Origin of the sequence: Sulfitobacter sp. S190 (assembly GCF_025141935.1) — a bacterium.
GTDB lineage: Bacteria > Pseudomonadota > Alphaproteobacteria > Rhodobacterales > Rhodobacteraceae > Sulfitobacter.
Genome location: NZ_CP081120.1, coordinates 2,993,160 through 3,006,135, shown reverse-complemented (window position 1 = coordinate 3,006,135; position 12,976 = coordinate 2,993,160). Strand labels below are relative to the sequence as shown.

Below are 12,976 nucleotides of genomic sequence, written 5' to 3'. Positions count from 1 at the left end.
ACTTTGCCGCTTCCCGCCCCTCCGCTCCTGCGCAGCGCTCAACCACAACCACCCGTAGGGTGCGCATTCATGCGCACCGGCCACCCCATCAACCCGCGCGATGGTGCGCATGAATGCACACCCTACGCTTTCCCTCCACCGCGAACGCCGCGCGACGTTTACTCCGCCCCTTGCAACGCCTCGATCCGCTCACTCGCCTCTGCCTTCGTCAGCCCGTCCTCGTACTCCTCGCCGTTCTGCTCGCACAGGGTCTTCAAATAACTCGCCTGCGCGCCGGTCATCGGTTCGTCTCCGGTGACCCAATCCTCCGGGTCCTTGATCGCATTGCCGGTCGGGTTCTCTTTCGGGTTGTCCATGATGTTCTCCTTGTGTTCCGTTAACCAATGCGCGGCGCGGCGATTGGTTCCCGAACGGGTGACGCGCGGGGCGTGCGTGCTATCCTCCTCCCCGAAAGGGGCCGTCATGATTCACTTTGCTTTCGCCATCTACAGCGTCGTTTTCACCACGCTCTTCGGCGTCGCCACCGTTGCGTTGATCCTTGCGGGATATTTCTTCTGGACCCCGCTGCTTGCCGCGGGCGGGCTTGCGGCTCTGGCGTCCTTGCCCGCCACCTACGCGGTATTGCGGGCGATGGACTGGCGCTAAAGCGGTGTACGCGTTGTGCACAACCGGTGTACAGTTTGTGCACACCCCGACGGAGCCGCCATGACCCCTTGCATTCTTTGCGTTGCCATCACCGGATCGGTGCCCACCAAATCCGCCAATCCGGCCGTCCCGATCAGCGTGTCCGAGCAGATCGAAAGCACCCAAGCCGCCTTCGAGGCGGGGGCCTCCATCTGCCATGCCCACGTGCGCAACGATGATGAAACCCCGTCCTCCGACCCCGAGAAATTTGCCGCCCTCAAGGAAGGGGTCGAACGCCACTGCCCTGATATGATTGTACAATTTTCGACCGGCGGGCGGTCCGGCGCGGGCCACGAGCGCGGAGGAATGTTGTCCCTGCGCCCCGATATGGCGAGCCTGTCTGTCGGCTCCAACAACTTCCCCACCCGCGTGTATGAAAATCCGCCCGACCTTGTCGATTGGCTGGCCGCCGAGATGGTGAAATACGACGTGAAGCCCGAGATCGAGGCCTTCGATCTCAGCCATATCCACAAAGCCGCCGAAATGAACCGGGACGGCCGGATACCGGGCCGCCTCTACGTCCAGTTCGTCATGGGTGTGAAGAACGCAATGCCCGCGGATCGCGAAACATTTGATTTTTATATCAAGACGTTAGAGAGGCTGTCTCCGGATGCGCTCTGGTGTGCCGCGGGCATCGGACCCAACCAGATCCACCTCAATGAATGGGCCATCGCCGCCGGTGGGCACACCCGCGCGGGCCTCGAAGACAACGTCCGGCTCGACCGCGAAACCCTCGCCCCCTCGAACGCCGCGCTGATCGCCCGCGCCGCCGATTTATGTGCCAAATACGACCGTCCCGTCGCGACCCCCGCGCAGGCACGTCAGATGCTCGGTCTGCGCCCCGCTCAGGCGCGGTAGAACAGGTATCTGTCGGGATCGATTGTGTCCGGGCCCGTGATCTGGGTAAAGCCCACCAGCGGCTGTTGCGATACCACCAGACCGCCCGGCACCATCAAGGCCGCGATAAAAGGTGACAGCCGCGCGCCTTCGGCCACGTCCTTCTCCTTGACCCCGAAACCGAAGTCATAGTGCGCCAAAGCCATCCGCGCCCCTTCACCCGCCAGTCGGCCCAGCATGTCCTCGGCTTCGCCCAGCAGAAAGTCGGACGCGGGCGGCGTGGACGCGGGATGGGCGTTCATCACCCGGTCGATCACCCTGATACGACGCTCCGGCAGCTCCTGGCGCAGATGGTCATACGTCCGGCCATTGCCCAGCCCTAGTTCCAGAACATCCCCGTTGAGCCCGTCGATCTGGCGGGCGGCCCAGTTCAGCCCGTCAATCTGTGCCGTCAAACGGCGTCTGAAGGATTCAAGTCTGCTCATGCGGGGTATCCTTGAAAGGGCTCAGATCGGCAGGCGTGGCGCCCCCGTCGAGCAGATGGGAAAGGCAGGTCTGCGTAAAGCGCCAGATGTCGGCGTCATGCACCAGATGATGGGTCAAAAGCCCAAACGGCTCGGTCGCGTCTGTCGCGCCGGTGCGCCTGTCTGCCAACAGACCGGCCAACGTCTGGACCAGCGCGTCTTCGGGCAAAAGACCACGGGTGCCGCGCCAGAAGATCGGATCGAGATGGGTATTGATGATCTGCAACCCCGGCGCGGCAAAGACGGTCTCGCGTGGCATAAAGGTGGAGATGCCAAGGTATCCCTGCGTCGCGAGATCGGGAAAAAGCGTGGGGGTCACGCGGTTCCATGGCGGCACAAAAAGCCGGTGCAGCGTCGCGCCGAAAAGGCCGCTCAACCGATGCAGGGCACGGCGGGAGTCGTCGGCAGCGTCATGCCGCGGGTGTCCGAACTCGGCCTTCTTGGCCCCTTCGGGCGCATGGTTTTCGTGGGCCCAGCCGTGGACAAGCGGGCGCAGGCGCGCGCCATCGCCGACACGGTCCACCAGCGTGCGGTCTGCATGTGCAGGGATCACCGCAATATGCACCGGCAGGTCAAGCTGCGCGGACAAGGCGTCGAGACGATCAAGCGCGGGCGTCGCAGAAACGGCATCGTCGTCACGCCACCATATCGCAAGCGGCACGCCATCGGCGCGCAGTGCCGCCAGTTCGCGGGAGACGGGCGACCAGTCAGTCATTGGTCTGTGCCCGCAACCAATCGGTGATCTCGACCGTCCTTTGCGCCCCGTTGAATAGCGTGTCATTGGACAAGGGACCTTGGGGTAAATCGCGTACCGCCGCGGCAAGACGCTCTGCGGTGAGATCAGACCGGGCCAAAAGGCAGCGCCCTTCTTGCCTGCTCAGGGCGCGCGCGCGCAAACTCTGCTCGACCTCGGATCCTTCGTCAAACGGGATGAACACCGCCGGGGTGCCGGCCTGCAAGATATCCAGCGCCGTGTTGTAGCCACACATCGAGACAGACGCGCGCGCATGCAGAAGCATTTGCCTGAAATCGGGGCGGGCGGCTTCGACGATCGCATTCTGCGGCGCCGTGGCGGCGAGTGTTTCGACATGCTGCGCGCTCTTGCTGCCGCCGACCAGCAATCGCCAGCGCAGTTCAGGCGTCAACCGTGCGGCCTGCAAGGCGGTCTCGTAAATATATGCCCCGACATCCCCGCCCCCTGCGCTGACCAGCACGTCGCCCGCCCCGATACCGTCGGCCTGTGCCGCGGCGGGCGGAGGCGCCACGAAACCGGTGTATTGCAGATGGCGCTGCAGATCGTCCGACACAGGCCAGCTGTCGTTCAGCGGGGTGAGCGTGGGGTCCGAATGCACAAGCACCGCATCATAGAAATCGCCGATGAGCGTTTCGGTCTCTGCCGCTTTGGCGGGTTTGGACGGGGGGGCAAGGATGTCGCGCACCGAAGCACAGATGACGGGGCGATTTAACTGCACCACCGCTTTTTCCAGCAGCGCGGTAAACTCCTTTGCCAGAATGCGCCGCCCGAAGGGGAAAAGTTCGGTGATGATCACGTCAGGCCGGAACCGCACCAGATGCGCCACCAGCAGCGTGCTGCGGGCCTGCATGTACTGGGCGCTTGCGCGGCTGGCGTTTGCGGTCAACAAGCGTGCGAAGTCGACCCCATCCGAACGCACGGGCGGCAGTTGGCCAATATCGATATCGCCGGTATCGAGCACGGGGACCGGCATACCCCCCGATACGACCATCACCCTGTGGCCGGCCTTCTTGTACGCCCGCGCCAGCGTCAGCGCCCGCGACAGGTGACCAGTGCCCAGCAGGTGGGTTACGACAATCATCACGCGCATCAGCAGGCTTCTTCCAATCGAACGGGCTCCGGCCGCATGTGCCAATCCGCACCGTCGAGTTCAATGATGTAAATGCGGTTGCGCTTGACCGCGAAAGGGGCTGGCCCGTCGAAATTCCAGCCTGTCGCGTGCGCCAGCAACACCCGCATCACCCCGATATGGCATACCGCCAGCGTATCGCGCGTCAATCCGTTTGCCCAAGGGACAAGCCGTGCGCGCAGGGCAGCGGGGCTTTCGCCGTCGGGCGGGGTATAGTCCCACCCCCACTGTTCGATGTCGCGAAAGCCGCTGGCCGGATCGGCGCGCAGGTCACGCCCGTGCAGGCCTTCCCAAGTGCCCCAATTCATTTCGATCAACGCAGGGTCAGTCTGCGCGGTGCGCCCGGCCACGATGCGGGCGGTTTGCGCCGCGCGCAAAAGTGGGCTCGACCACAGATCGGCGTCCGCAAAACTCTCAGGCAGGCGCAGTTTGGCAAGATCGGCCGCCGCGTCCGGGTCGAGCGCGATGTCGCTGCGCCCCTGTATGCGCCCCGCGCGGTTCCACGGCGTATGCCCGTGCCGCAAAAGCCCCAGCCGGATCATGTGACACCTGCCTGCGCAAGACCCGCGCCCAACGCGGTGCGGGCGGACCCAAGAAGGTGATTGGCGTATATATAAGCCCGCAGGGCATCGCGGTCAGGCGGGTTCGCGAGGGTATGGCTGGCAAGGCGGGCCAGCCCTGCGGCCCCCTCTTCGGGGGCGGGGTAGGATGCGGGCAGCAAGACGTCCCGCACGCCGGGCCTGTCCTGCGCGATCACGGGCAGGCCGTACGCCTGCGCCTCGAGATAGATCATTCCGAATGCCTCGTTCACGCCCGGCCACAACAGGGCACAGGCGTTTTGATATAGCGTCTCGACGGTCGTGGCATCACATTGGCCCAGCAGTTCGACGCGATCCCCGAAAGGGGCCATGAGGGCTGCGACCTGCGCGCGCGCGTCACCGTCACCCGCAATGCGCAACCGCCAGTCCCCTTCCAGCAGGGCAAGCGTGTCTGCCAACAGCTCGTAAGACGCCAGTTTGTCGCCTGGTCGCATCATTGCGACGGTTACCATGTCGCCGCCGTTCGTTGCCGGCGGCAGATCTTCGCGGGCCAGAAACGGGCGCAGGGGCATGACCGATTGATGTGCGGGCGCAAGTTCGAGCAGGGATTCCGCATCGTGCTCGGTGAAGTAGAATATGACGCGGGCCGCATCGCTTGCCGCTTCGGCGGCGCGGGCGAAAGCATCCCACGGTCCGTTCAGCCGCTTGCGTGCGCGGGTGGCCTCGACCAGCAGATAGGGGATGCCGAGCGTATGGGCGACGGCCGGTCCCAACAGGTCGGGCGCTTTGTAGTAGTTGTGGTAGCTGATCCACGCGTGCCAACCCGCCTGCCGCCCGCGGGCGACCAGATCGGGGATCAGCGCGTCCGCCTCGGTACGCAATTCCTTTTGCAGCGCACTGACGCCCGCCCCGTCGCGGCTGCGAAACCGACTGGCGAGCGTGACGGTGTCGGCAATCCCTTCCAGCGCGGTGATCAAGGCCCGCGCCATCGCCCGTTCGCCCGAAGGCACCGGATGATCGGGCGGTTTGAAGGGAGCGTAAAAGGCCAGATGCATCAGTTTAAAAGAGCTTGCAGGCGGCGGTGCAGGTGCTTGATGCCCGGCATCATCGTGAATTCTGCGTGCAGCCTGTCGTGGGCCGCTTCGGCCAGACGGGGCCCCAATGCGGGGTCATCGGCAATCCGCATGATATTGTCGGCAAGCGCAGCGGGCGCATCATCGCTCAGCAGGCCATGGACACCAGTATCGATGAATTCCGGTATCGCCGACACGGGCGTCGACAGGATCGGAAGTTTCTGGCTGGCCGCTTCCATCAGGACATTCGGCAGCCCGTCGCGGTCGCCATCTGCCGCCACCCGCGACGGCAGAACAAAAAGATCGGCCTTGCGCATCGCCGCAATCACCTCGGGTTGGTCACAGGCACCGCGCCACGTGATGCGCGCCGCAACCCCCGCCGCTTCGGCACGCGCGCGCATCTCGCTATTGAGCGTGCCACCCCCGATGTGTGTGAAATGCCAGTCGAGCGTTTCGGGCAACAGGGCGAGCGCATCAATCAGGTTGTCGAACCCCTTTTTCTCGACCAGCCGTCCGACGGACATCAGCGCCAGCGGCGCACCTTTCGCGCGCGGCGCGCGGTCGGGGGCATCGGGGAAACGGCCGAGGTCCAGACCGTGGTACACCAGATCGACACGGGCCGGATCATCGGCCAGACCTTGCAAATGTTCCGCGCCAAAAGCCGTGCAGGTTGCGCCGAAAGCGGCCCCGTGGCTTTGCGCCGACAGTTTTTCGCGCAGCTCCCACTCCGGAGATGTCCAGATGTCCTTGGCATGGGCCGAAAAGGACCACGGTATGCCCAGCAGGATCGCGGCATACCGCGCGACAGACGAAGGGGTATGCAGGAAATGGGCATAAAGCGCCTGCAGATCCGACCCGGCCTCGTGGGCCAGCACGCAGGCCTGCCCCCAGCGGCGGCGGCGGTTGGCGGTGTCGTCCCGCGCCAGATCGGCGGCATAGGCCTCGGCGGCCGCGTCAAAACCGGGCAGGGCGCACACGGCCCCCATCGCGGTATGAACGCGGCGCGGTTCAAGGTGCAGATATTCGGGCAGGTACCGCACCTGCGCCTGCAGCCGGTCATGCAGCGGATGGGTCTTTTTGTCGGTCGGATGGCGCAGGGACCAGATGTCGAAGGCGAGACCCGCCTCTTCGAGAGCGACAAGTTCCTGCGCGATGAAGGTTTCCGACAGGCGCGGCCAGCCTTTGACGACAACGGCGAGCTTGGGCATGGGATCAGTCCTTTTTCATCAGGGCGCGGCCACGGCGCACCACCACATCCAGCCCGTCGAGCAACCCATCCGCGCCCGCCTGAGACGGTTTGCGCTGATCGGGAAGGCCGCGGATGGCCTCGATCATGGCTTGGGTGCCGCTGCCATCGCGCGTGTCGTCGAGCATGCGCACCAGTCCCAACTCTTCGGCGCGGCTGGCGCGGATGTATTGCTCCAGCCGTGGCACCGTGCGCGGCACGATCACTGCCCGTTGGTCGAAACTCAGCACCTCACAAAAGGTATTGTACCCGCCCATGCAGATGACACCTTGGGCGCCCGCAAACAACGCCTCGATACGGCTGTTGAAACCGGTCGCGGTGACACGGCCCCCCAGCTTGGCCACCCGCGCATCGAACGTGTCGCGCACGTCACCGGACAGGAAGGGGCCATAGACCAGCACAGCGTCGGGGCCGAGTGTCGGGTCGGCCTCGAACGCGTCGAGCACCTGCGACACCATTGCCGCCCCGTCTCCACCGCCACCCGGCGTGATCAGGATATAGGGGGTTTCCGGCACATCCTCGGCATCAGTGACCTCGCGGCGCAGATAGCCTGTCCAGTGCATCCGCGCCCGCGTGGCATCCGACAGGGGCAAGCCATGGGTCGGGTCATAGATGTCCTTGACCCCGTAGACCCAGAATTCGTCGTAGTAGGCCTCGGCCGCCTGAACCGCGCCTTTGCGCGCCCATTCGGCGGCCAGCACATCGGGTTCGTCGAGAACATCGCGCAGGCCCAAGACGATCCGGCAGGCGCCGCGCTCGGTCAGCCATTCCAGCGTCGGGAGCAACTCCCCCCGAAAGCCTGTGGGTTCCTTGTCCACGATCAGCAGGTCCGGCTGGTATTGTTCGACCGCCGACTGGATCAGACCGGCCCGCAGGTTGGTCGTGGCGTCGATGTTCAGCCCGAGCGTCGAGCTGACGTAGGTGCCATCGGGGAGTTTGGTCACGCCGGGCAGGCGGATGTGGTCCACCCGTTCGGGAAAGGTGAACCGCCCGGCCACGGGCGATCCGGTCAGGATGATCGCCGAGGCCTGCGGGTCGCCTTCGGTCAATGCGGTCGCCAGCGCGCGGCTGCGACGCAGATGGCCCAGTCCGAACGTGTCGTGGCTGTAGAACATCACGCGCCGCGATGTTTTCTCGGCAGGGGCGGTGCGGTCCGGCACGCGCGGCGTATCGTGGTCTGTCTGTGTCACGGTCGCGCCTAGAGCCTCAGATCGCTGCCGGATTTCCCGAACACGCCTTTGATGTCATAAAGCACGGCACCCGGCTTGCCGAAGGCTCGGATCGCGTCGGCCCCCATCGCCACGAATTCACGGTGCCCCACGGCCACGACGATGGCGTCATAAACGCCGGTCTGCGGTTGCGCCACCGCGCTCAATGCGTGCTCTTCCTCCAGCCGCGCCGCCCCGACCCAGGGATCGTGCACATCCGCGGCCACGGCATAGTCGGCCAGTTCGGCCACGATATCGGCGACCCGCGTGTTGCGGGTATCGGCGCAGTTTTCCTTGAAGGTATAGCCAAGGATCAGCACCCGCGCGCCCCGCACCCCGATGTCGCGGCCGATCATCGCCTTGATCAGCGTCTGTGCCACATGGGCCCCCATCTGGTCATTGATGCGCCGCCCGGCAAGAATGACCTCGGGATGATAGCCAAGCTGTTCTGCGCGGTAGGTCAGGTAATAGGGATCAACGCCGATGCAGTGTCCACCGACCAATCCGGGCCGGAACGGCAGGAAATTCCATTTGGTGCCCGCCGCTTCCAGCACGTCCAGCGTATCGAGCCCCAGCCGTGCAAAGATAAGGGCAAATTCATTGACCAGCGCGATGTTAAGATCGCGCTGCGTGTTCTCGATCACCTTGGCGGCCTCGGCGGTCTTGATGTCGGAGGCCTTGTGCAGGCCCGCCTTGACGACCGGCGCATAGATCGCCTCGACCCGGTCGAGCGTTTCGGCGTCCTGTGCGGCGATGATCTTGATCACATTCTCCATGGAATGTTCGGCATCGCCGGGGTTCACCCGTTCGGGGCTGTAGGCGAGTTTGATCTGCCGGCCGATGGCCAGACCGCTGCCCGCCGCGAGCGCGGGACCACAGATATCTTCGGTCACGCCGGGGTAGACGGTGCTTTCGAGGATCACCAGAGCCCCGTCGCTCAGATGGGGCGCGATAGAGGCACAGGCGCCCAGAACGGGACCCAGATCAGGCGCTTTGGCATCGGTAATGGGCGTGGGAACCGCGATGATGAAAACCCGGCAGCCCGACAGATCGGCGGCATCATGGGTGAAACGTGCACTGCTGTGAGCGACCTTTTCATCCGCGATTTCGCCGTTGGGGTCATGCCCGGCCCTCAGCGCGTCGACCGTGGGCGGGTGGATGTCAAATCCGGTCACGTCAAAGCCCGCCCGCGCGAGCGCCAGCGCCAACGGCAAACCCACGTAGCCAAGTCCGAGAACGGCAACGGGGTCGTGGTGGCGGTTTGGCGGCATGATCGGTCCTCTGGCGGTCGTATCTTGGACGGCACCAGGGCGCCTTGTTGTGCTATCGCACAGAATGCCGCGTCATGCAAAAGCATCTCTATTAGGCAACGTCTCTGGCCTGTCACAGTCTGGTGAGGCTTGCCAATTGCATTGAAGCGGGTCCCGCCGTAGCGTCATTACATGATTTCATGAACTGATTGGTGCTGCCCATGCGCTCTCTTCTTTCTTGCCTGCTGGTCTTTTTGCTGCTGACGCTCGCGGGTGCCCTTCCCGGTGGCGCACAGGGGGTCGGATCATTGTTCACATCCGACATCGGCGCGCAGGAGGACACATCCGCATCGGATGAGCTGGCGGCAACGCTCAAACAGGCGGCAGAGCAGGGTGTCGGCATCATCGTTATCGACACCAACGGCAATGTACTGACCCAGACGCCTGCCGCGGCGACGGATACGTCTGCCGAGGACGGTGCGATGGCCCGCGGGTCGGAAATGTCTGGCCTGATGAAAGCGCAATCGACCGCGGACCAGTTCCGCGATCTTGCCATCGAGCGGATCAGGGACCTGCCAAATTCCTACAACGAAGTGCTGTATATCCTGCGGGCCGCCAGCCCCACCGGCGAAATCTATACCTTTTTCAAGGCGCTCTGGTTGAGCCTCCTGCTCTTTGGCATCGGTGTATTGGTCGAGATCGAACTGTTCGGCAAACGCTTTGCCAGAAAATTCGTGGTGGCCCGCACCATCGATGCGCCGCAGGGCTATGCCGAAAAGATGCCGTTTCTGGCGTTCCGGTTCTTTCTGGGCGTCGTGGGGGCGCTGGTGTCAGTCGCGGTGGCCTACATCATCGGGATCCTTTTTCTGCCACCGCTCGAAGACAGCGCGATGCAGTTCACGGTCACCCTGATAAACGTAGGTTATCTGGGCTGCCGCTTCGTGGCGGGGGTCTGGCGAATGGTGCTGTCGCCGTTCCTGCCGCAATACCGGATCCCGATCATGTCGGACCGCGCGGCCAAGCGGCTGCACCGGTGGCTGTGGATCACGACGAGTTTCAACATCATCGGTATCCTGTTCGGCATCTGGCTGGCGGAACTGGGCCTGAACCGGGACATCACGGCGGTCTTTGTCACGATGATGTCCGGGATCATGGTGCTGCTGAGCGTAGCGCTGGTTCTGACGAACCGTCGCGCGATTTCGAACGCCCTGCGGCACGGCAAGGCGCCGGCCGATTGCGGAACGCTCATGCGCTTTCTGGCGCAGGCATGGGCGCCCGCGGTCATCCTCTACGTGGTCGTGGCCTGGCTCAGCATCACCTACCAGCAGGTCGTGGGCATTCCCTTCGGGTTCCCGCTTATTGCAGGGGCCTACGCGATCCTGCTGTCGATCCTCGTGGTCTACGGGGTCATCAATTTTGTGATCGAACGCGGGTTCGCCCGCGCCCGCGCGGTGCGCATCCTGCGGGCCGAACAGGCCGAGCGTGAGGCCGCAGAGCAAAGCCGCCTGCAGGAAGTGGCCCGCGCACAGCGAGAGTTGCAGGAGGACGGACCGGATGAGGACGCCGACCCAACAGGCGCGCTCGAAGCAGACAGCCCCGCAGGTCCGTTGAAGGACCGGATCGAACCGGCCCAACCGGTGGAGATCGCTGCCACCGACGCGCTGAGCAGCGACGAGATCGACGCGCGGTCGCATCAGTTGATGGCGGATCGTGCGCGCGCCGCCGAAATAGCGGGCAACGCGCCGCGTGTGCTCAACAGTTACGAGGATCTGGCGCGGCGGGTGGCGGGTATTCTCGCCTTCGTGGCGGGGGCCTACGCGTTTCTCAACATCTGGGAAAACGAAAGCACCCGCATGGTGGCCAACACCACCAACCGATTGCTCGACGTGATCATCATCATGTTCATCGGCTACATCGTCTACCACCTGTTCCGCATCTGGATCGATACCAAGATTGCCGAAGAGTCGGGCGACGACGAAGAGGGAGAACTGGGCGACGAGGGCGGTGGTTCGTCGGCATCGCGTCTGGCCACGCTGCTGCCGCTGTTCCGCAATCTGATCCTGATTGTGGTGGTGGTGTCGATCGGGCTCATTGTGCTGATGGAGCTTGGCGTCAACGTAGGCCCCCTGTTTGCCGGTGCGGGCATCGTGGGCATTGCCGTGGGCTTTGGCAGTCAGGCACTGGTTCAGGATATTTTCGCGGGCGCGTTTTTCCTGCTCGACGATGCGTTCCGCAAAGGGGAATATCTGGACGTTGGCGGCGTGAAGGGCACGGTCGAGAAAATCTCCGTTCGGTCGTTCCAGCTGCGCCACCATCTGGGCGCGCTGCACACGATCCCGTTTGGGCAATTGCAAGTCATGACCAACTACTCACGCGACTGGGTCATCATGAAGCTGCCCTTGCGGGTCACCTATGACACGGACGTGGAAACCGTACGCAAGCTGATCAAGAAGCTCGGTCAGGAGCTGTTGAGCGACCCGGTGATTGGCGACAACTTCATTCAACCGCTGAAATCACAGGGCGTGATCGAAATGCAGGACAGCGCAATGATCATCCGCGTCAAATTCATGACGAAACCGGGTGATCAATGGTTGGTCCGCAAGAAGGTATACGAAGAAATCCGTGTCCTGTTCGAACGCGAAGGGGTGAAGTTTGCCCACCGCGAAGTGACTGTACGGCTGGCCAATGGCAATGCCGAAGACCTGACCGAGGAGCAAAAGCGCGAGGTGGCGGCTGCCGCGCACGCGAGCCTGGAGGAAGATCTGCTGGAAGGGGAGGAAGCCGGCGGCGGCGATGACCGCTGAGGGCTTGGCGTTGAAGAGACGCGGCTCAAAAGGCGGGGGTTGAACGGGCGGGGCTGCAATCTAGGTCGAAGGGCAGATGACCCGAGCACTGGAGAGACCCCATGTCCCATGCCTACATCCCGTCCCGCCGCCGTTTTCTGATCGACAGCGCTGCCAGCGCCGGAGCGGTCACCATTCTGCCCTATGCTGCGCTTGCGGACGCCCATGCGGGCGACCGCTTTGACACGCCCGCGGGGCCAATTACGATCCATCCTGTCGCCCACGCGTCTTTCGTGGCGCAAACACCGCTCGGTACGATCTATGTCGATCCGGTGGGTGCGGTCGACACCTATGCCGATTTCCCTGCGCCCGACCTTATCCTGATCACGCATGAACACGGTGATCACTACAATGCGGCCACGTTGCAAGGCATCGCGGGGCAGGACACGAAGATTATCACCAATCCTGCCGTTTTCGCGATGTTGCCGGAGGGGTTGAAATCGCGCGCGAGCGAGATTGCCAACGGGGGCACCGCGCTTTTTGCGGAATTGGCCATCGAGGCGATCCCGGCCTACAACACCACGCAAGAGCGGCTGAATTTTCACCCCGAAGGGCGCGACAACGGCTATGTGCTGAATTTCGAAGGATTCCGTATGTATGTGTCGGGCGATACCGAAGACATCCCGGAGATGCGCAATCTGCAGAACATCGATCTGGCGTTTGTCTGTATGAACCTGCCCTTCACGATGGATGCCAATGCGGCCGCATCCGCCGTGGCGGAGTTCAAGCCGACCTATGTCTACCCCTATCATTTCAGGGGCCGCGATGGTGGCACGCAAGACCCCGACGCCTTTGCCCGCATGGTCGGGACGGATACGGAAGTGAAAATCGCGGATTGGTACGGCTGATCCGGCGGGGCCGGATGCGAGAGGCACTGCCTCTCGCGCTC

13 protein-coding genes are annotated in these 12,976 nt (G+C 63.7%); 4 read left to right on the top strand and 9 right to left on the bottom strand.

Features of this window, described 5'->3' with window-relative positions; translation table 11 throughout:
• Window positions 1-158: 158 nt before the first annotated feature.
• Window positions 159-356, bottom strand: a complete 198-nt coding sequence (locus K3756_RS14995) for a DUF3072 domain-containing protein (RefSeq protein ID WP_259988774.1) — start codon at window positions 354-356, stop codon at window positions 159-161.
• A 106-nt stretch (window positions 357-462) separates the two neighbouring features.
• On the opposite strand from K3756_RS14995, the gene K3756_RS14990 reads away from it, so the two are divergent.
• Window positions 463-645 carry a hypothetical protein gene (locus K3756_RS14990; protein ID WP_259988772.1) on the top strand — a complete coding sequence of 61 codons (183 nt, stop codon included), beginning with the start codon at window positions 463-465 and terminating at the stop codon, window positions 643-645.
• A gap of 60 nt (window positions 646-705) precedes the next feature.
• On the top strand, window positions 706-1,542 hold the full coding sequence (locus K3756_RS14985) for a 3-keto-5-aminohexanoate cleavage protein (RefSeq protein ID WP_259988770.1): 837 nt from the start codon (window positions 706-708) through the stop codon (window positions 1,540-1,542).
• Here K3756_RS14985 and K3756_RS14980 read toward each other — a convergent pair.
• The 8 genes from K3756_RS14980 to K3756_RS14945 form a co-directional block, all read right to left on the bottom strand.
• Window positions 1,530-2,006, bottom strand: a complete 477-nt coding sequence (locus K3756_RS14980) for a class I SAM-dependent methyltransferase (protein WP_259988768.1) — start codon at window positions 2,004-2,006, stop codon at window positions 1,530-1,532. The genes K3756_RS14985 and K3756_RS14980 overlap by 13 nt on opposite strands.
• Entirely contained in the window at window positions 1,993-2,760 is a 768-nt protein-coding gene (locus tag K3756_RS14975) for a polysaccharide deacetylase family protein (RefSeq protein WP_259988766.1), read from the bottom strand. Before K3756_RS14975 ends, K3756_RS14980 begins: the two co-directional genes overlap by 14 nt.
• Complete coding sequence (locus K3756_RS14970; RefSeq protein ID WP_259988764.1) at window positions 2,753-3,889, bottom strand: glycosyltransferase family protein; 1,137 nt, start codon at window positions 3,887-3,889, stop codon at window positions 2,753-2,755. Before K3756_RS14970 ends, K3756_RS14975 begins: the two co-directional genes overlap by 8 nt.
• Window positions 3,889-4,470: a histidine phosphatase family protein gene (locus tag K3756_RS14965; RefSeq protein WP_259988761.1), complete on the bottom strand. Its 582-nt coding sequence runs from the start codon at window positions 4,468-4,470 to the stop codon at window positions 3,889-3,891. Before K3756_RS14965 ends, K3756_RS14970 begins: the two co-directional genes overlap by 1 nt.
• Window positions 4,467-5,522, bottom strand: coding sequence for a glycosyltransferase family 4 protein (locus K3756_RS14960; RefSeq protein WP_311201701.1), 1,056 nt, complete (start codon window positions 5,520-5,522; stop codon window positions 4,467-4,469). Before K3756_RS14960 ends, K3756_RS14965 begins: the two co-directional genes overlap by 4 nt.
• A complete protein-coding gene (locus K3756_RS14955) occupies window positions 5,522-6,748 on the bottom strand; it encodes a glycosyltransferase family 4 protein (RefSeq protein ID WP_259988759.1) in 1,227 nt (408 codons plus the stop codon). The genes K3756_RS14960 and K3756_RS14955 overlap by 1 nt, the downstream gene beginning before the upstream one ends.
• Window positions 6,749-6,752: 4 nt before the next feature.
• Window positions 6,753-7,901, bottom strand: a complete 1,149-nt coding sequence (locus tag K3756_RS14950; protein ID WP_259993571.1) for a glycosyltransferase family protein — start codon at window positions 7,899-7,901, stop codon at window positions 6,753-6,755.
• 83 nt (window positions 7,902-7,984) lie between these two features.
• Complete coding sequence (locus K3756_RS14945; protein WP_259988757.1) at window positions 7,985-9,265, bottom strand: nucleotide sugar dehydrogenase; 1,281 nt, start codon at window positions 9,263-9,265, stop codon at window positions 7,985-7,987.
• A gap of 200 nt (window positions 9,266-9,465) precedes the next feature.
• On the opposite strand from K3756_RS14945, the gene K3756_RS14940 reads away from it, so the two are divergent.
• Together K3756_RS14940 and K3756_RS14935 are read left to right on the top strand one after the other, a co-directional pair.
• On the top strand, window positions 9,466-12,048 hold the full coding sequence (locus K3756_RS14940) for a mechanosensitive ion channel family protein (RefSeq protein WP_259988755.1): 2,583 nt from the start codon (window positions 9,466-9,468) through the stop codon (window positions 12,046-12,048).
• Between the two features lie 101 nt (window positions 12,049-12,149).
• Complete coding sequence (locus K3756_RS14935) at window positions 12,150-12,935, top strand: MBL fold metallo-hydrolase (RefSeq protein ID WP_259988753.1); 786 nt, start codon at window positions 12,150-12,152, stop codon at window positions 12,933-12,935.
• Window positions 12,936-12,976: the final 41 nt, after the last annotated feature.